This is a genomic window from Arenimonas sp. (assembly GCF_035312645.1).
Classification (GTDB): Bacteria; Pseudomonadota; Gammaproteobacteria; order Xanthomonadales; family Xanthomonadaceae; genus Arenimonas.
In genome coordinates, this window is the sequence record NZ_DATGBO010000042.1 from 26,978 (window position 1) to 47,087 (window position 20,110).

Below are 20,110 nucleotides of genomic sequence, written 5' to 3' on the forward strand. Positions count from 1 at the left end.
TTCAACGCACCACTCGCCATCTCCCATCTCCCATCTCCCGTCTCCCATCTCCCGCCTCCCGTCTCCCGTCTCCCGTCTCCCGAGAATCCCATGATCCACACCAGCATCCTCGACACCATCGGCGCGACGCCTATCGTTCGCCTGCAGCGGATCGCGCCGGCGCATGTTTCGCTGTACGCGAAAGTCGAGTCTTTCAATCCCGGCGGATCGGTGAAGGATCGGCTCGCACTCGCGATCATTCTCGATGCCGAACAGCGCGGCGCGCTCGCGCCTGGCCAGACCGTGATCGAGGCGACGTCCGGCAATACCGGCATTGCACTGGCGATGGTCTGCGCGGCACGCGGCTATCCGTTCGTCGCGGTGATGACGGAAACCTTTTCGATCGAACGGCGCAAATTGATTCGCGCCTACGGTGGCAAGGTGATCCTGACGCCCGCGGCCGAACGCGGCAGCGGCATGGTGCGTCGCGCCGAGGAGTTGTCGCGCAAGCACGGCTGGTTTCTCGCGCAACAATTCGACAACCCCGCCAATCCCGCCTATCACCGCAGCACCACTGCGGCGGAAATCCTGCGCGATTTCGCCGGCAAGCGCCTGGATTATTTCGTCAGTGGCTGGGGCACCGGCGGCACCCTGACCGGTGTCGGCGAAATGCTGAAGCTCGCGCGCTCCGACGTGCGCATCATCACCACCGAACCCGCCGGCGCCTCGCTGCTCGCCGGCAAGGACTGGGCGCCGCACAAGATCCAGGGCTGGACGCCGGACTTCATTCCGTCCGTGCTCAATCGTGCGGTCGCCGACGAAATCCACCCCATCGATGACCTCAGCGCCCGCGATACAGCTCGACGGCTCGCCGCAGAAGAAGGCGTATTCGTCGGTATCTCCGCCGGCGCGACCGTGGCTGCCGCGCTGCGCGTCGCCGAATCCGCGGCGTCGGGCTCGGTGCTGCTGGCAATGCTGCCCGACACCGGCGAGCGCTACCTGAGCACCTTCCTGTTCGAGGGCATCAATGAAGGTTCCGATGACACCTGGCTGGCGGAATTCGAAGCGGGGTCACTCGCGGCGTGAGTCTCAGATCGTCATCCCGGCGCAGGCCGGGATCCATGCTGATCCCGCTGAAAAACCACAATGGGCTCCGGCTTTTCCGGGATGACGGATGCGGTGTTGCCCTGGCATCCATTTTGCCCGGGCGCGAATACAGGTCAAACTCCGCAAACAGAGGGCTGCCGGCGCGAGCCGACAGGAAATTGTTTTTCACAAGGCGACCCATGATGTCTGCGGCACCGGTGCAATCCTCTCTTCCCCCGCTTTCCAATCTCGACCACCTCGAGGCCGAGAGCCTGCATATCCTTCGCGAGGTGGCGGCATCGTTCCAGCGACCGGTGGTGCTGTATTCGATCGGCAAGGATTCGTCGGTGCTGCTGCACCTGCTGCGCAAGGCATTTGCGCCGGCGCGGCCACCGATGCCCTTGCTGCATGTCGATACGACGTGGAAGTTCAAGGAGATGATCGCGTTCCGCGATGCGCTGGTGGCGCAGTACGGGCTGGATCTGCGTGTACACATCAACCCCGACGGTGTTCGCGACGGCATCGGCCCGTTCACGCACGGCGCGGCGGTGCACACCGACGTGATGAAGACGCAGGCGCTCAAGCAGGCGCTGGATGCCGGCCGCTACGATGCCGCGATCGGCGGGGCGCGCCGCGACGAGGAAAAATCCCGCGCCAAGGAACGCGTGTTCTCGTTCCGTTCCGCGCAGCACCGCTGGGATCCAAAAGCGCAGCGTCCCGAATTGTGGCAGCTGTACAACACGCAGGTGCATGCTGGTGAGAGCGTGCGGGTGTTTCCGCTGTCGAACTGGACCGAGCTCGATATCTGGCGTTACATCGCCCGCGAAAACATCCCGGTGGTACCGCTGTATTTCGCCGCGCAGCGCCCTGTGGTGGAGCGCGACGGCGGCCTGATTCTGGTCGATGACGAGCGCCTGCCGCTGCGTCCGGGCGAAGTGCCGACGCTCAAATCCGTACGTTTCCGCACGCTGGGCTGCTACCCGCTCACGGGCGCGATCGAGTCGCACGCCGATACGCTCGAAGCGATCATCGACGAGATGCAGCACGCGCGCAGCTCCGAGCGCCAGGGCCGGCTGATCGACCACGACCCCAGTGCATCGATGGAGAAGAAGAAGCAGGAGGGATATTTCTGATGGCTTCTGCGTCTTCCCGGGTCGCGATTTACATCGCTCCTACAACGCGCGGTTTTCGTAGGAGCGATGGAAATCGCGACCTTCGTGGCATGGCGGAGAATCGCGACTTGCGTCGCCCCTGCGGGGTAGCGCCATGACTGCCGCCACCGACACGATCCCGCGCCTGCGCTTCATCACCTGCGGCAGCGTCGATGATGGCAAGAGCACGCTGATCGGGCGTCTGCTCTACGAGACGGGCGCGCTGTTCGATGATCAGCTCACCGCGCTCGCCGCCGACAGCCGTCGCCATGGCACGCAGGGCGCGAACATCGACTACGCGCTGCTGCTCGACGGCCTCGCCGCCGAGCGCGAGCAGGGCATCACCATCGATGTCGCATATCGCTACTTCCACACCGCGCGGCGCAGCTTCATCGTCGCCGACTGCCCCGGCCACGAGCAGTACACGCGCAACATGGCCACCGGCGCCTCCACCGCCGACCTGGCCGTCGTGCTGGTTGATGCCCGCAAAGGCCTGCTCCCGCAGACGCGCCGGCACAGTTATCTGGTGCATCTTTTCGGCATCCGCCAGATCGTGCTGGCGGTGAACAAGATGGATCAGGTCGGATATTCGCAGGAGGTATTCGATCGCATCGTCGCCGAGTACCAACAACTCGCCACGACGCTGGGCATTGATCACATCACCGCGCTTCCCGTCTCCGGCCTGGTCGGCGACAACGTCATCGCCGCTTCGGCGAACACGCCCTGGTACGGCGGCCCGAGCCTGCTTGCGCATCTGGAGAGCGTCGATCTTGATGCCCCGCGCAGGAGCGGCTTTAGCCGCGATCCCGCCTACGCGAAGCAAGAGGACGAAGGAGCACGGTCGCGGCTGAAGCCGCTCCTACAAGACACGCCCTTCCGCCTGCCGGTGCAATGGGTCTGCCGCCCCGATCAGGATTTTCGTGGTTTCACTGGGCAGGTCGCCGCAGGCACGGTCGCGGTCGGCGACGCCGTCGTCGTGTTGCCGGCGGGCAAGACCGCCAACGTCACCCGCCTGCAGGTAGGCGAACAAATCATCGAGCGCGCGCAGGCCGGGCAATCGATCCTGCTGTGCCTGGATGCCGAGATCGATGTCAGCCGCGGCGATGTCATCGCCGCCGTTGCTGATCCACCCGCCGTCGCCGATCAGTTCGCCGTGCACCTGCTTTGGCTGCACGATGCGCCGTTGCTGCCCGGGCGCCGCTATGCGCTCAAGCTCGGCGCGCGCACCGTCAACGCCCAGGTCACCGAGATCAAGCACAAGATCGATGTGAACACGCAGGAGCATCTGGCTGCGACGCGACTGGAGCTCAACGAGATCGCGTACTGCAACCTCAGCCTCGACCAGGCGATCGCGTTCGAGTCCTTTGCCGACAACAGAACGCTGGGCAGTTTCATCCTGATCGACAAGCAGACGCTGGCCACCGTTGCCGGTGGCACCATCGATTTCGCGCTGCGCCGCTCCGCCAACGTGCACTGGCAGGCGCTGGCGGTCGATCAGGCGGCGCGCGCGAAGATCAAGCAGCAGACGCCGCGCTGCCTGTGGTTCACCGGCCTGTCGGGTTCGGGCAAATCGACGATCGCCAATCTGGTGGAAAAGCGCCTGCTAGCCGCCGGCCAGCACACGTATCTGCTCGATGGCGACAACCTGCGCCACGGCCTCAACCGCGACCTGGGTTTCCGCGACGAGGATCGCGTCGAGAACATCCGACGCGTGGCCGAAGTGGCCAGGCTCATGGTCGATGCCGGCCTGATCGTGATCGTCAGCTTCATCTCGCCGTTCAAGGACGAGCGCCGCATGGCGCGCAACCTGTTCAAGGAAGGCGAGTTCATCGAGGTCTTCGTCGATACCCCTCTCGCAGACTGCGAGCGCCGCGATGTCAAAGGCCTCTACGCCAAGGCCCGCGCTGGCCAGATCCCCAACTTCACCGGCATCGACTCGCCCTACGAACCGCCCGAGCATGCCGAGCTGGTGCTCGATACCTTGCAGCACACGCCGCAGCAGCTTGCCGAGATCGTGGCCCAGAAAGCCCTGTAGGAGCGATGGCAATCGCGACTCCGCCGCACACCGGTCGCGATTGCCATCGCTCCTACAAAAAAATTGCGGGTTGATCGCGACAACGTCGCGGCTTACGCCGCTCCTACAAGATCACGCCGGCAACGACCAATCGATCAGCGCGCGTTGGCGACCTTGCAGCCAGCGATTGGCAGCGGAGAAATGGCCGCAGCCGATGAAGCCGCGATGCGCGGACAACGGCGACGGGTGCGGCGCACGCAACACGCAATGCCGGCGCGTGTCGATGATCTTGCCCTTGGCCTGCGCGTAGCTGCCCCAGAGCATGAACACCAGGCCTTCGCGTTCGCGATCCAAGGTTTCGACGATGTGGTCGGTGAAACCTTCCCAACCTTTGCCCTGATGCGCGCCGGCGCGACCGGCTTCGACGGTGAGCACGGCGTTGAGCAGCAGCACGCCCTGCTGCGCCCAGGGCATCAGATAACCATGCTTCGGACGCGGCAGGCCGAGGTCGCGTTCGATTTCCTTGAAGATGTTGAGCAGCGACGGCGGCACGTCCACGCCCGGCGCGACGGAAAAACACAGGCCATGCGCCTGTCCCGGCCCGTGATACGGATCCTGGCCGAGGATCACCACGTTGGTCGCATCGAACGGCGTGGCGTCCAGCGCCGCGAAAATCTGCGGCCCGGGTGGATAGATGCGTTTGCCCTGCGCTTTTTCGCTGCGCAGAAATTCCGCCAGCGCGCGCATTTCCGGTCGCAACAGATAATCGCCGACGCGGGATTTCCAGGAGGGTTCGAGCTTGATGGTGTCGGTGGCCATGCGATGCATCACGCGCGAATAATCCGGCCATCACTCGAAGGAATTCGGAATGACGTTCGGCAAGGACGAAAGTTTTTTACTGCGCTGCGTCCTGCTTGGCCAGCTTCTGCCGCAGCAACCGCCCTACGCGCAACTGGAACAGCAGCTTGGTGACCAGCAGGCGCTCCTCGATGGGCTTTTGCACGAGGTCGTTGGCACCGGCGCGCAGCAGGTCGGTCTGGTTGGCGGGATTGGCATCGCCGGTCATCACCAGCACGGGTAGCAGGCCCTTGGGGTAACCGAAATCGCGGCGGATCGAATGCACCAGATCCTTGCCGGTGAGTTCGCCTTTCAGATAGACGTCGGTGAGCACGACATCGGGGCCGGGAATCTTGCCCTGTGCCTTCATCGTTTCCAGATGCGCGATCGCATCCTCGACGCCGGTGGAATGGATCACCGTCAGGCCATGCTTTTCCAGCATGCGCCGGGTCGCGACGGCGACGACGCGGCTGTCCTCGACGTACAACACTTCGCCGCCTTTTTCCGATTCCGGCGCGACGTAGCCCTTGATGAACGCGGCGAGCGCGTTGAAGCCCAGCGACTTGTCGAAATAATCGGTGACATCGTCGCTGATGCTGCGCGTCTCCAGACGTTCCTGCACGTCGCCGGAGACCACAATGATCGGGATGTAGGCCTGCGGCGTGTGGTCGCGGATGTGCTTGGCGAGTTCCAAGCCGTCGATGTCCGACAGGCGCAGCGCGGTGGTGACCAGGCTGATGCTGCCGGTCTGCAACGCGGCCTTGGCTTCGCCGCCGGTTTCGCAGCCGACGAATTCCATGTCCGGCAACTGCTGGCGCAGCACGCCCTCGATCATCTTGCGGACAACCTTCGAACCGTCGACCACCATGATGCGGGGCGACGTGGTGTCGGCGAGTCGGAAGCCGGGGCTGCTCATCGGGACTGGCTCAAGGGAACCTCATATCTCGGTAGGTCGAGTCTGCCTCAGATGATGGCCGGTGGCGAGCCACGCGCCGAACCAGCCGATCGCCGTGGCGCCAGCGAGCACCAGCCCGATCCCCGGCAAACCCGGGCCATCGAGCTGGAAGTGGCTACCGTAACTGGCAATCAGCGCGGAAAGCTTCGGCTGCATCACAACTCCGGCGATCGCCAGCAGGCCCAGGGCCAAGGCGCCCGAAGCCAGTCCATACCAGGCGCCGAGATAGATGAAGGGCCGACGCACGAAGCCATCGGTGGCGCCGAGCTGCTGCAGGATGCCGATTTCCTCGCGACGCGCACCGATATCCAGACGCACGGTGTTGCCGACCACCAGCAACACGCCGAGACCAAGCAGCGCCGCGATCACCCACATCAGGCGTTCGCCGAACGCCAACCACGCCGACAGCCGCTGCCGCCAGACTGCATCGTGCTGCACCGTTGCTATTTCCGGGCGCTGCTTCAGCGCCTCCGCCAACGCGGCGCCATCGTCGCGCGGCTGCACGATCAGCACGGTCGGCAACGGATTCTCGCCCAACGTGTCGAGCGCGCCGGCGAGATCGCTCATCTGCCGGAATTCCGCCAGGCCTTGCTCGGGCGTCTTCACAGTGACGGCGGCGACGTCGGGGCGTGCGCGCAATTCGTCGGCGATGCGCGCGGCCTGTGCGGCATCGACTTCCATGTTGAGAAACACACCGATCTCGCGCGACTCGCGCACACTGCCGGAGAAACGTTCGATGTTCGCCAGCCCCAACCCCAACCCGAGCGGTAGCGCGATCGCCACCGCCATCACGCCGACGGTGAGCAAGGTCGCGAACGGGCGCTGGAAAAAACGGCCGAGACTCGACACCAGCGAATACGCATGCTGCTGTCGCCAGGCGCGAAAACGCTTGCCGATGCCGCCTTCGCTCAGGCGCGCGGCCCTGGGTTTATTGCGGACATCTTTTTTTTGCGGTTCGGCTTTCGCGGCGCTCACGAGGCGAGATCCTCGGGGGAAATATCGTCGCCGAGTTTGCCGTGACTGAGCACGAGCACGCGCTTGCGCATGCGCTTGACCAGGGCGAGATCGTGACTGGCGATCAGCACGGTGGTGCCCAGCGCCGGCAGCGCGGCGAAATGCTGCATGATTTCTGCGGCAAGCGTGGGGTCGAGATTTCCGGTGGGTTCGTCGGCAACCAGAAGCCGTGGTTGCGCGGCGATCGCACGGGCGATGCCGACGCGTTGCTGTTCGCCGGTAGACAATTCGCCGGGGCGGGATTTCTCGCGTGCGCCGAGCCCGACTTTTTCCAGCGTCACGCGTACGCGCTTGCCGACTTCCGCCGATGGCGTACCGGCGATCAGCAACGGCAGCGCGACGTTGTCGAACACGCTGCGATCCATCAGCAGGCGGTGATCCTGATAGACCACGCCGACGCGGCGGCGATGCAGTGGCACCTGCCGGCCGCGCACTTTTGCGAGATTGCGATCATCGACCAGCACGGCGCCGCGGGTCGGGCGCTCGCTGAGATGGATGAGCTTGAGCAAGGTGCTTTTGCCGGCGCCGGAATGACCGGTGACGAAAAGCATCTCACCTTCATCGACCGAGAAACTGAGCTCGGTCAGCGCGGTGTGGCCGCCGGGATAACTCTTGGTGACGCCATCGAAGCGCAGCAGGGTCATGGGCCGTCCGGTTGCCATCGGTGATCAGCAGTCTAGCCGCTTGTTTCTTCCGTGGGAGCGCTCATGAGCGCGAATGCTCTTTCAAAAGCCTTCGCGACCAGAGCGCTCCTGCGCAGGCATCAGCCCGGCTTCACCAGCGACGTCACCTTGCGCGCGAAACGCTTGAAGAACGATTCCTTCGAAACCGTCGGCGACGCGGGCGCCGGTACGACCGGGGCCGGGCCCGTGGTCTTGGCGGCGATGTTTTCCGAACCGGGCGGACGCGGGCCGCGACGGCGGCGGGAATCATTTTCGCCGTACTCGCGCGGTGGCGATCGCTCCTGCGCATCCTGCGCCCGCGACACTTGCACGTCCCTGTGCGGCGCGTTCGGATCACGCGGTGGACGCGGCGCGGCGTTCGGATCGCGCGGCGGACGCGCCGCACCCGACGACGAACCCTCGCGACGCGGACCACGCGACGAGGAACCGGCGCCGTCGCGACGCGGGCCGGAGCCCGGGCCGCCGCGACCACCGCTGCCACCCTTCTTCGGGCCACGGCCGCTGGCCTCGAGCTCGGCGCGGGCTTCGCGGAAGATGTCTGCGATGCTTTCGACCGGCTCGCCGTCGGCACCAAGTACCGGCGCACGCGCCGGGCGCGGGATCGCGGTGAGCAGTTCGCTGGTCACCGATTCGACCGGAATCTTCTGCTCGATATAGGCCTCGATCGCCGGCAGTCCCTGCGCATAGATTTCGCAGGCGAAGCTGATCGCGTCGCCCTCGGCACCCAGGCGGGCGGTGCGGCCGATGCGGTGCACGTAGTCCTCGGCCTCGAACGGCAGGTCGAAGTTGTACACGTGCGAGACGCCGTCGATATGCAGGCCGCGCGCGGCGACGTCGGTGGCGACCAGGATCTCGAGTTCGGCGCGCTGGAATTTCGCCAGCAGCGTTTGGCGCTTTTTCTGCGGCACGTCGCCCGACAGCACACCGACGCGATAACCGGCGCGCTCCAGCGCGCGGCCGACTTTCTCGACCCAGGCCTTGGTGTTGACGAAAACCATGGTGCGGTTGGCGTCGGTGCGCGAGAGCAGGCCGATCAGCAGCGGCAGCTTCTCTTCGTTGGCGGGGAAATAAATCCGCTGGCGAACGCGCGACGCCGTGACGAACTCGGCCTCGACGATGAGTTTTTCCGGCTCGTTCATGTGCTCGTAGGCGAGCTCGAGCACGCGATGGCTGAGCGTGGCCGAGAACATCAGGGTCTGGCGCTCCTCGCGGCGCGGCAGCTTGCGCAGCAGGAAGCGCAGGTCCTTGATGAAGCCGAGGTCGAACATGCGGTCGGCCTCGTCGAGGATGCAGACCTCGCAGGCATGCAGGTGCACGACGCCCTGGCGGACGTAATCGATCAGGCGGCCCGGCGTGGCGATGATCACGTCGCAGCCGGAGGTGAGCTGGGCGCGCTGCTTGTCGTAGTCGACGCCACCGTAGATCAAGGCGAACTTGAGGCCGAGGCCGCCGCAGAATTTTTCCGCGTCCTTGTGGATCTGGATGGCCAGCTCGCGGGTCGGCGCCAGGATCATCGCGCGCGGATCGGCGGGGCCACGGTTGGCGAGGGCGGGTTTGGTCATCAGGCGGTTGACCAGGGTGACCAGGAAGGCGAGGGTCTTGCCGGTACCGGTCTGGGCCTGGCCGGCGACGTCGCGGCCGGCGAGCGAGATCGGCAGGGTCATCGCCTGGATCGGGGTGCAGCGGGTGAAGCCGGCGGCATCGAGGCCGGCGAGCAGTTGCGGTTGCAGGTCGAAGCTGGAAAAAGCGATGTCGGTCAGTGGCTTATCAGTCATTTGGTCTCATTCGCGCGGTCTTGCCGCGCTTGCGCGTGTCGCGCTGGGGTCGCAAACTGCGACGATGCTTCGGACGGGGTCGCCGGCTTGGTTTTCGGCTGTGGAACCCCCAGTTTAGCTCAATCGACGGTCAGACCCGATCGTCTTCTTCGATAAGAATCAGGAGTTTCCCCGTGAGTGACCAGGTACAGCAGGTTGGCGACAGCGATTTCGAGGCCCAGGTCCTGAAGTCCGATACCCCGGTGCTGGTGGATTTCTGGGCCCCGTGGTGCGGCCCCTGCAAGATGATCGGCCCGCTGGTCGACGAACTCGCCGGCAGCTATGCCGGCAAGGTCAAGGTGGTCAAGCTCAATATCGACGACAACCAGACCAGCCCGCGCAACTACGCGGTGCGTGGCATCCCGACCCTGATCCTGTTCAAGGACGGCAAGCCTTTCGGCACCCAGATCGGCGCGCCCGGCGACATCAAGCAGCGTCTGGTCAAGCTGATCGAATCCGGCCTCTGAGCCCGGATGATTCACCTTCGCGACCGGCCCTGCGGGGTCGGCGCGATGAACCCGTGATTCAGCGCCGGCTTGTGGTCTGCCCGCAGCCGGTGTTAGCGTAAGTCCCAGCAAGGTGCCCACGGCACTGCTCCTTCTGCACCATCTCCTTTCTTCCCCCTGACTCGCATTCGCGAGGAACTCTGTGTCCGACAACGAGACCGATACCGGCAGTCCTGCCGTGAAAGCCCCGCGCAAACCGCGCGGACCCAACAAACCACGCACTGCCGATGACGCCGCCGCTCCTGCGGCCGCTCCCGCGCCTGTCGCCGAGGCTTACGTCCCGGCTGCGCCGGTCGCGCCGCGACAGCAGGAAGCGAACGCCGACGCCGGCCAGCAACCGCGCCCGCAGGGTAGCCAGTACGGCGGTGCGGCCCAGGGCGAAAGCCAGGGTCAGAACCAGAACGCGGGCCAGCCGCAGGAGCCCCGCGAGGGCGGCCAGAATGCAGGCCAGGGCGGCAGCGAGGAAGGCGGTTTCCAGAACCGTAACCGCAATCGCCGCGACCGCTTCCGCGACCGCTTCAAGGATCGCGATCGCAATCGCCCCGCCGGCGAGGAAGGCGGCGACAGCAACGCCGGCAACAACGACCGCGGCGATCGCCCCGATCGTCCGCAGCAGGGCTATCAACCGCCGCAGTTGCCGCCGGATTTCCCCAGCTACACGCTGACCGATCTCAAGCGCATGCCTGCGCACAAATTGCTGGAGATGGCGGAAACGCTGAACCTGCACGAAGGCGTGGCGCGCATGCGCAAGCAGGACGTCACGTTCGCGCTGTTGAAGGTGCTGACCCGCCATCCAAACGGTGTCGCCGGCGACGGCGTGCTGGAAATCCTGCCCGATGGCTACGGCTTCCTGCGCAGCGCCGATGCCAGCTATCTCGCCGGCCCGGATGACGTGTACATCTCGCCCAGCCAGATCCGCCGTTTCAACCTGCGCACCGGCGATGAAATCTCCGGCCGCATCCGCAGCCCGAAAGACGGCGAGCGTTACGTCGCGCTCAACATCGTCGACACGATCAACGGCGAGCCGCCGGAAGCGTCGAAAGGCAAGGTGCTGTTCGAAAACCTGACGCCGCTGTTCCCGCGCAAGCGCTTCACGCTTGAGCGCGGCAATGGCTCGTCGGAAGACATCACCGGCCGCATCATGGATTTGATGGCGCCGCAGGGCAAAGGCCAGCGCGCGCTGATCGTCTCGCCGCCGAAAGCCGGCAAGACGATGCTCATGCAGAACGTCGCCCAGGCAATCATCCACAACCATCCCGAGACGCACCTGATCGTGCTGCTGATCGACGAGCGCCCGGAAGAAGTGACGGAAATGCAGCGCACCGTGCGCGGCGAAGTCATTTCGTCGACGTTCGACGAACCGGCTGCGCGCCACGTGCAGGTCGCCGAAATGGTGATCGAGCGCGCCAAACGCCTGGTCGAGCACAAGAAAGACGTGGTGATCATGCTCGACTCGATCACCCGCCTCGCCCGCGCCTACAACATGGTCGTGCCGAGTTCGGGCAAGGTCCTGTCCGGCGGCGTCGACGCCAACGCGCTGCATCGTCCGAAGCGTTTCTTCGGCGCGGCGCGCAATGTCGAGGAAGGCGGTTCGCTGACGATTATTGCGACGGCGCTGGTCGACACCGGCTCGAAGATGGACGAGGTGATCTACGAAGAGTTCAAGGGCACCGGCAACAGCGAAGTGCACCTGGACCGCCGCATCGCCGAAAAACGCGTCTACCCGGCGATCAACATCAACCGCTCCGGCACGCGCCGCGAAGAGTTGCTGATCGAGCCGGACATGCTGCAGAAGATCTGGATCCTGCGCAAACTCCTGCACCCGATGGACGAGCTGTCGGCGATGGAATTCCTGCTCGACAAGATGAAGACCAGCAAGTCCAACGACGAGTTCTTCCAGAGCATGAAACGCAGCTGATTTCTCGCTGTGTCGATCAAAAAAACGCCGGCGTAAGCCGGCGTTTTTCATTTCATCGATGTCTCCGGCGAAATGCGCCTACATGATCACCGTGCCGACGACGTCGGTTTCCAGCCGGATGCTGCTGGCCAGCGGCAGCACCTCGCCGTTGACCGTGTCCGATGCGCCGATGCGCTGCAGCTCCGGATTGGGTTTGAGCCAGTCCATCTCACGGCGTTGACCCCGCACTTCGGTGCGCCACTGGCCGGGCACGCTCTCCTCGGAACTCCCGCTTGGCAGAAAAACGATCGGCACGGTGATCGTGTGGTGTCCCGCATCTTCCTTCGCGAAACCCGCAGGCACCTCGAATCGCCAGGTCCTCGCGGCCCGCAGGGCGGACTGCTCCAACGTCGCGACGGCTTGGCCCAGAACTTTGGGCGCACCACTCACGTCGCGCAGGATCGTCTGCACCGCAACCACGTCCTCGACGCGACCATCGTTGCCCACTTTCAGACCGAGCAGTACGAGACCGCCAATGTTGAGTCGCTCGAGGCCGATGGGATACTGCGGTGGCACCAATCGCTTCGCGGCAATGCTGGCGAGCGCTGCGGCAGGCTTGCCCGGATCTTTTTCATCGCCCGTGAAAATCACGTTGTCGACCCTGATCTGGTACTTCTCGCCGAGTTTTGTAGCAGACAGCGTGATGCGCATGCGCGTATTGATCGGCATCACCGGGCCTGCGCTCGGCGTCCGGATGAAACGCCACTGCCGCACGATCCGATCGAGATTGTTGCGCAGGCTGTCAGGCACCGGCGTTTCCATCCGGAAATCGGTCAGGCCGCCATTCGTATCGATCGAAACCACGCTGTCGACCTGCATGGTCAACACCGATTCCAGGCCCTCGACCGGCACGATGGAGTGATAGTCCGGAGGAGGTGTATTCGCGCCGGCCCCGCTGGTCAGAGCGACTCCACCCACGCAAAACAACAGCAGGAAAGCCAAACGACGCATCACGGCACCTCGAAAACAATTGAGCAGGCGGCAAGGGTATCCGAGGACTCCCTCGGGTCCAACTGCGTGTTCGCGCGGAGCCCGTGCATAATCCCCGCATCGACGCGAGGTGGACATGCACGGCCAGGGCAATCTCGAGCTGTTCCTGATTTTTCTCGTCGCCGCCGTGCTGGCGGTGCCGCTGTTCCGTCGGCTTGGTCTCGGCGCGGTGCTTGGTTATCTGGTCGCGGGCGCGGTGATGGGGCCGTTCGGTTTCAAGCTGGTGAAGGACCCCGCGAGCACGCTGGCGTTTTCCGAGCTCGGCGTGGTGATGCTGCTGTTCGTGATCGGCCTGGAGTTGTCGCCGGCGCGACTGTGGGTGATGCGCCGACAGGTGTTCGGCATCGGCGGTCTGCAGGTGGCGATCAGTGCGCTCGCCATTGGTTTGGCCTGCGCGCTGTTCGGTCTTGGCTGGCGCGCCAACATCGTGATCGGTCTCGGCCTCGCGTTGTCGTCCACCGCCGTCGGTCTGCAACTGCTCGCCGAGCGCAAGGAACTGACCACGGGTTACGGCCGGCTCGCGTTCGCGATTCTGCTGTCGCAGGACCTGGTCGCGATCCCGTTGCTGGCGCTGATTCCGCTGCTGGGCGAAGTACAGACCGCCGCACACGCCGCATCACCGGGTTATGCCGTGATGAAGGCGGTCGGCATGATCGCGCTGGTGGTGATCGGCGGCCGCCTGTTGTTGAAACAATTGTTCCGTGCCGTCGCCTGGACGCAGATGGGCGAGGTGTTCACCGCGACCTCGCTACTGGTCGTGGTCGGCACGGCCTGGCTGATGCAGCTCGGTGGATTGTCGATGGGTCTGGGCGCGTTCCTCGCCGGCGTGCTGCTCGCCGATTCGGAATTCCGTCACGAGCTCGAAGCGCAGATCGAACCGTTCAAGGGTTTGCTGCTCGGCCTGTTCTTCATCTCGGTTGGCATGAGCATCGACTTGCAACGGGTGATGGCCGAGCCCGGCCTGATCGCCGCTGGTGTGCTCGCATTGGTGCTGGTGAAGATGCTGGTGTTGATCCTGATCGGCTGGCGCCCCGGCAGCCTGCCAATCCGTCAGGCGCTGATGCTGGGTGCGGTGTTGGCGCTCGGTGGCGAATTCGCCTTCGTGGTCTTCGGCGAAGCGGCGAAGGTCGGTTTGATCGAGGCAGCATTGCGCGATCGCCTGGTCGCGATCGTCGGCCTGTCGATGGCGGTGACGCCGCTGCTGGTGATCGCGATGTCGCGCTTCCTGCGCGAGCATCCGGAGCCGAAAGAGGAACGCCCTGCCGACGTGATCGATCAGGAAGCGCCGCGGGTGATCATTGCCGGCTTCGGACGCATGGGCCAGATCGTCGGACGCATTCTGCGCGCGCAGAAAATCCCGTTCATCGCGCTCGAGCACAACACCGAACAGGTCGCGCTGTCGCGCCGCTTCGGCACCATGATCTATTTTGGCGATCCATCCAAAGCCGACCTGTTGCGCGCCGCGCACGCCGAGCGCGCGGAAGTTTTCGTGCTGACCACCGACGATCCGGAAGTGACTGTGCGCACCGCGCGCATGCTGCGCCGGCTGTATCCGAACCTGAAAGTATTTGCGCGCGCGCGCAATCGTCAGCACGCCTTCAAGCTGATGGATCTGGGCGTGGAAGTGATCCGCGAAACTTTCCACTCCAGCCTGGAACTGAGCCAGCAGGTGATGGAAGCGCTGGGCGTCCCCCCCGACGTCGCCAGCGACCGCCGCGAGCGTTTCCGCATGCACGACGAACGCATGATGCGCGAGCAGCACCTGATCTACGATGACGAGGCGGCGCTGATCGCCAATTCGCAGCAGGCGTTGAAGGATCTCGAAAGTCTGTTCGAAGCGGACGAAAGGCCGGAGCAGGGAAAAGCCTGAGCGCAGGAGGTTTCGCAGGCCCGGCAACGTCAACTTCCGAATAATCCGGACAGGAAAACCTTCATTCGACAGCGCCGGCAATTGCCAGCACAATGCGCCGCAGCGCGGGACTGCTTGTCCTGCCGCATCCAGGCGCAGCAACATCGCGCCGAACTCAGGGGGCTGGGGAATGCAGAGCAACGATCCGGGCGTATTCGCCATAGGCCGCGTGTGGCGATTTTTCGCCTGCGCTTTTTTCCCCTCGCCACGACGCCACGACCACGTTGATCGTGCGCACCGCGACCACAGCCGCGCCGGATCGGGCCGCTGACGATTCTCAAGTACTTGCACTGCACTGCCCGAGTGATCGGGCAGCGTTGATTCCATCCAGACAGTTTTCCAGGGGCACGAAATGATCATCTCGCTCAGCGCCATCGCCGCCGCTTGCAAAGGCCGCGGACTTTTCGTGCAACGCACTTCGACCCGCTTCGTCGCGGCGCTGCTGCTGACCTTCGGACTCGTCGCCTCGGCGCAGGCGCAGGTGATGAACTTCACCGGCGCCTCGCCTTCGACCTTCACCGGCCCCGGCCAGGTCATCACGTTTTCGCTGACCTTCAACCAGTCCAACGCGATCACGCAGTCGATCTCGCTCAACAACATGAACTACCCGGGCTCGGCCCTGTCCTGCGCGGGACTGCCGCTGGCGCCGAACGGCAGCACGACCTGCACCTTCACCTACACCACGACCGCCGCCAACAGTTTCGATATCACCGAGTTCGGCATGTTCACTGCCCTCGACCCGAACAACATTCCGCGCAGCGGCAACATCAGCAACCAGCAGGTCGTGCCCCTCGTGGTGGCGACCACGCCCTCGGCCTCGATGTCGCTGTCACCGGGTACGGTGCTTGAAGACGGCGCCAGCAATCTCGTCTACACCGTTACCCTGAGCCAGGCGGCGACCGCCGCGACCACGGTCAATATCACCACCGGCGGCTCGGCGATCTCGGGCACCGACTACACCGGCGGTGTCGCGTCGGTGACCATCCCGAACGGCGGCACCACCGGCACCATCACCATCAACCCGACCGCGGACACCGTCGTCGAGCCGAATGAAACCGTCACCCTGACTATCGCTGCCGGCACCGGCTATACCGTCGGCGCCGCACCGAGCGCGACCGGTACGATCGTCGACGACGACACGCCGAACCTGTCGATCAACGACGTCGCGATCAACGAGGGCAATGTCGGCACCAGCAACGCGACCTTCACCATCAGCCTGAGCGCACCGGCGCCGGCTGGCGGCGTGACCTTCAACATCGCCACCGCCGACAACACCGCCACCGGCGGCATCGACTATGTCGGCAGGGCCCTGAGCGGCCAGACGATTCCCGCGGGTAGCACGACGTATTCCTTCGCCGTGGTGGTCGATGGCGACCCGCTGTTCGAAAACAACGAAAGCTTTTTCGTCAACGTCAACAATGTCGCCGGCGCCATCGTGGTCGACGGCCAAGGTCTGGGCACGATCAACAATGACGACACCGCGCCTACCGTGTCGATCAACAATGCCAGCGTGACGGAAGGTAATTCCGGCACGGTGACCGCGGCATTCACGGTGGGCCTGAGCGCCGCCAGCGGACTGACGACCACCATCAACTACGCGACCGCCAATGTCAGCGCGACGGCCGGCAGCGACTACACCGCCACCAGCGGCACCCTGACCTTCAATCCCGGCGTGACCACGCAGCCGGTCAACGTCACGGTCAATGGCGACAACACGCCGGAAGCGAACGAAACCTTCAACGTCGTCTTGTCATCGCCGTCGAACGCGACGATCGGCACCGGCACCGGCGTCGGCACGATCACCAACGACGACACGCCAGTGACGGTCAATCCCGGCAGCCTGCCGGCTGCCTTTGTCGCCAGCGCCTACAGCCAGACGGTGACCGGTGCCGGCGGCAACAACGGCCCCTATGTCTTCACGATCACGGCTGGCAGCATGCCGGCAGGCTTGACGCTGTCATCGGCCGGCGTACTCAGCGGCACACCGACCGCGAGCGGCACGTTCAACTTCACCATCAAGGCCACCGACAGCAGCGGCGCACCCGGTCCGTATAGCGGCACCCAGGCCTACACGCTCACCGTCAATCCGCCCGCGGCGCTCGTCTTGCCGGCAACCGCGCTCGCCGGCGGCACGCTCGGTTCCGTGTATTCGGCAGCGCTCAATCCGGCCACCGGCGGCACGGCGCCCTACTCGTATGCACGCACCGGCGGCGCCCTGCCGGGCGGTGTGACTCTGAGCAGCGCGGGCGTGCTCGGCGGCACGCCGACGGCGCTCGGCACGTTCAATTTCACTGTGACTGCCACCGACAGCACTGGCGGCGCCGGGCCGTACACCGCGAGCCAGAGCTACAGCATCGTCGTCATCGACAACCCGCCGATCGCCGGTGCAGTCAGCGCCACCGTCGCCTTCAACAGCGGCGCCAATCCGATCACGCTCAGCCTCAGCGGCGGCACGGCCGTCTCGGTAGCGATCGGCACCGCGCCTGCGCACGGCACGGCGAACGCGAGCGGCACCAGCATCACGTATCAGCCGAGCGCGGGTTACGCCGGCAGCGACAGCTTCACCTACACCGCCACCAACAGCGGCGGCACATCGGCGCCGGCCACGGTGACGATCACGGTGAGCAGCCCGACCATCACCGTCACGCCCAGCGGTGGTTTCGCCGCGACCGTGGGCATCGCGTATTCGCAGACCTTCACCTGGGCCGGCGGCACCGCGCCTTACGGTACGTATGTGGTCAGCGGATTGCCGGCCGGCGTTGCGATCACCGGCAGCAGCAGCAACAGCGTCACTGTTTCCGGCACGCCGACGGCAGCGGGTTCGTTCGCGTTGACTGCCACGGCCACCGACAGCAGTACCGGCACCGGTCCATTCACCGTCGGCCAGCCGTTCACGCTCAGTGTCGCCGCGCCGACCCTGGTGCTGGCGCCAGCAAGCACGACGTTCACGACGCCGTATGCCGCGCCGTATTCGCAGGCATTCACCGCCAGCGGCGGCATCGGTCCCTACAGCTACGCGCTGACCTCGGGCGCGCTGCCGGCAGGCGTCAGCTTCACCAGCGCCGGCCTGTTGAGCGGCACGCCGACCGCACCGGGCAATTACTCGATCGCCATCACCGCTACCGACACCGGCTCCAGCGGCCTGGGCGCGCCGTTCGCGGTGACCAGCAACTACACGCTGGCAGTCACCGCCCCGACCATCGTGATCACGCCAGCAACGCTGCCGGGCGTCACTGCCGGCACCGCCTATTCGCAGACTCTGTCGGCGAGCGGTGCGGTCGCGCCATACAGTTACGCCTTGAGCGCAGGCAGCCTGCCGCCCGGCATATCGCTGAGCTCGGCGGGCGCCGTGTCCGGCACGCCGACCAGCGCGGGCAGCTTCAACTTCACGGTCACCGCGACCGATGCCAACAGCCAGACCGGCAGCATCGCCTACACCGTGGTGGTCGCAGTGCCGGTGCTGACGCTGACACCGGCGACGGTTCCCGGCGGCACCGCGAACACTGCCTACAGCCAGACCTTCTCGACCAGCGGCGGCATCGCGCCTTACACCTACTCGCTGAGCAGCGGCGCTCTGCCGCCGGGAATCAGCTTCAGCAGCGCCGGTGTGTTGAGCGGCACGGCGACATCGTCGGGCACCTTCAATTTCGCTATCACCGTCACCGACAGCACCGGCGGCACCGCCGCGACGACGACCAGCAGCTATGCCCTGGTGATCGCCGCGCCAACGTTGACGCTGATCCCGGCCAGCCTCGCTACGGGCGTCGAGCACGTCGCCTACAGCCAGACCTTCACCGCCAGCGGCGGCATCGCGCCGTACAGCTATGCAGTGACGTCGGGCAGTCTGCCGCCCGGGCTTGCGCTCAACGCGAGCAGCGGCGTGCTCAGCGGCGCGCCGAACGCGAACGGCAGCTACACGTTCGCGATCACCGCCACCGACAGCACCGGCGGCACGCCGGCAACGATCACGCAGAGCTACACCGTGCTGATCGCGCTGCGTCCGGATCCGTCGAAGGATGCGGAAGTTCTCGGCATGCTCGATGCGCAGGTCGCCTCGACCAGGCGTTTTGCGGAAGCGCAGATCGGCAATTTCCGCTCACATCTGGAAAGCCTGCATGACGGCGGCAGCTCCGCTGGCGGCATCGCCAGCAACCTGAGTTTCAGCAATGCCAACACGGCTTATGGCACGAACAGCCAATGCCTGCAGCCGACGCTGACACACAACGTCATCGACTGCCCATCGCCGCGCCTGAACGACACGACGATGCGCGCCGACGATGGCGGCAGCGCGCCGAAAGCGAACAACGACACGCTGTTCAATCTCTGGGCCGGCGGCGTGATCCGCACCGGTGACCGTGACGACCGCATCGGTCGCAGCGGTTTCGATTTCGAGAGCGACGGCGTGAGCCTCGGTGCCGACTATCGCGTCGACTCGTCCTTCGTGATGGGCGCAGGCATCGGTGTCGGCCACGACAACACCGATGTCGGCCACAACGGCAGCCGCGTCGACGGCAATGCCTACACCGCCGCGCTGTACAGCAGCTTCCATCCGGCCTCGCACTTCTATCTCGACAGCCTGATCGCCTACCAATGGCTGTCGTATGACCTGAAGCGCTTCATCACCAGCACCGGCGGCCAGGCGATCGGCAAGCGCGATGGCAATCAGTGGTTCGTCTCGCTGTCCGCGGGCGGCGAATTCCAGCACGGCGGCCTGCACCTCACGCCGTACGCGCGCTGGGACTATGCCCGCGCCAATCTCGATGCCTACACCGAGCTCGGCGATCCGGTCTGGACCCTGCATTTCAACGAGCAGCACATCAACACGTCGACCTTGAATCTCGGTCTGCGCATGGACTGGCGCCACCTGACGAACTGGGGCGCGTTCTCGCCGCAGTTCCGCGTCGAGTACCAGCACGACCTGAACAGCAACGGCGACGCCCTGCTGACCTATGCCGATTCGATCGCCGGACCGGTGTACCGCGCCAGCCTGCTCGACTCCGACAAAAACCGCCTCGAACTCGGCCTCGCCGGCCTGTTCGAACTGGCGAACGACTGGAACTTCCGCGTCGAATACCGCCATCAGCAAAGCAGCAACGACCAGAGCCAGGCCGTGCAGCTGAATGTCGAGAAGAAGTTCTGAGGCAGCGATTCCGATGCAGCAATGAAGACCGCCGCATTTGCGGCGGTCTTTTTTTTGCCGCGTGAACCGCGTTCG

General features: G+C 65.1%; 13 protein-coding genes. 7 read left to right on the top strand and 6 right to left on the bottom strand.

Features of this window, described 5'->3' with window-relative positions:
* Positions 1–90 precede the first annotated feature (90 nt).
* The 3 genes from cysK (at position 91) to cysC (ending at position 4,251) form a co-directional block, all read left to right on the top strand.
* Positions 91–1,065: a cysteine synthase A gene (gene cysK, locus VKM35_RS03455; RefSeq protein WP_324318384.1), complete on the top strand. Its 975-nt coding sequence runs from the start codon at positions 91–93 to the stop codon at positions 1,063–1,065.
* 203 nt (positions 1,066–1,268) lie between these two features.
* Positions 1,269–2,198 carry a sulfate adenylyltransferase subunit CysD gene (gene cysD / locus VKM35_RS03460; protein WP_324318501.1) on the top strand — a complete coding sequence of 310 codons (930 nt, stop codon included), beginning with the start codon at positions 1,269–1,271 and terminating at the stop codon, positions 2,196–2,198.
* 133 nt (positions 2,199–2,331) lie between these two features.
* A complete protein-coding gene (gene cysC / locus VKM35_RS03465; protein ID WP_324318386.1) occupies positions 2,332–4,251 on the top strand; it encodes an adenylyl-sulfate kinase in 1,920 nt (639 codons plus the stop codon).
* A gap of 111 nt (positions 4,252–4,362) precedes the next feature.
* Here cysC and ung read toward each other — a convergent pair whose 3' ends face one another.
* From ung to rhlB, 5 genes are all read right to left on the bottom strand, one after another.
* On the bottom strand, positions 4,363–5,049 hold the full coding sequence (ung, locus tag VKM35_RS03470; protein WP_324318388.1) for a uracil-DNA glycosylase: 687 nt from the start codon (positions 5,047–5,049) through the stop codon (positions 4,363–4,365).
* Positions 5,050–5,125: 76 nt separating this feature from the next.
* Positions 5,126–5,983: a response regulator gene (locus tag VKM35_RS03475; RefSeq protein WP_324318390.1), complete on the bottom strand. Its 858-nt coding sequence runs from the start codon at positions 5,981–5,983 to the stop codon at positions 5,126–5,128.
* A 21-nt stretch (positions 5,984–6,004) separates the two neighbouring features.
* Positions 6,005–6,934 (bottom strand): permease-like cell division protein FtsX, encoded by a 930-nt coding sequence (ftsX, locus tag VKM35_RS03480; RefSeq protein WP_324318504.1) that lies wholly within the window; start codon positions 6,932–6,934, stop codon positions 6,005–6,007.
* Positions 6,935–6,993: 59 nt separating this feature from the next.
* Positions 6,994–7,680 carry a cell division ATP-binding protein FtsE gene (ftsE, locus tag VKM35_RS03485; protein WP_324318392.1) on the bottom strand — a complete coding sequence of 229 codons (687 nt, stop codon included), beginning with the start codon at positions 7,678–7,680 and terminating at the stop codon, positions 6,994–6,996.
* A 119-nt stretch (positions 7,681–7,799) separates the two neighbouring features.
* A complete protein-coding gene (gene rhlB, locus VKM35_RS03490) occupies positions 7,800–9,494 on the bottom strand; it encodes an ATP-dependent RNA helicase RhlB (protein WP_324318395.1) in 1,695 nt (564 codons plus the stop codon).
* Positions 9,495–9,667: 173 nt separating this feature from the next.
* On the opposite strand from rhlB, the gene trxA reads away from it, so the two are divergent.
* A complete protein-coding gene (trxA, locus tag VKM35_RS03495) occupies positions 9,668–10,000 on the top strand; it encodes a thioredoxin (RefSeq protein WP_324318397.1) in 333 nt (110 codons plus the stop codon).
* 181 nt (positions 10,001–10,181) lie between these two features.
* Positions 10,182–11,957, top strand: coding sequence for a transcription termination factor Rho (gene rho, locus VKM35_RS03500; RefSeq protein WP_324318399.1), 1,776 nt, complete (start codon positions 10,182–10,184; stop codon positions 11,955–11,957).
* Between the two features lie 78 nt (positions 11,958–12,035).
* On the opposite strand, the gene VKM35_RS03505 is transcribed toward rho, so the two are convergent.
* Positions 12,036–12,947: a hypothetical protein gene (locus tag VKM35_RS03505; protein ID WP_324318401.1), complete on the bottom strand. Its 912-nt coding sequence runs from the start codon at positions 12,945–12,947 to the stop codon at positions 12,036–12,038.
* 115 nt (positions 12,948–13,062) lie between these two features.
* Here VKM35_RS03505 and VKM35_RS03510 point away from each other — a divergent pair, with 115 nt between their 5' ends.
* Entirely contained in the window at positions 13,063–14,856 is a 1,794-nt protein-coding gene (locus VKM35_RS03510; protein WP_324318403.1) for a monovalent cation:proton antiporter-2 (CPA2) family protein, read from the top strand.
* A 391-nt stretch (positions 14,857–15,247) separates the two neighbouring features.
* The gene (locus VKM35_RS03515) at positions 15,248–20,035 is read left to right on the top strand and encodes a putative Ig domain-containing protein (RefSeq protein WP_324318405.1); all 4,788 of its coding nucleotides are present in this window, start codon (positions 15,248–15,250) and stop codon (positions 20,033–20,035) included.
* Positions 20,036–20,110 lie beyond the last annotated feature (75 nt).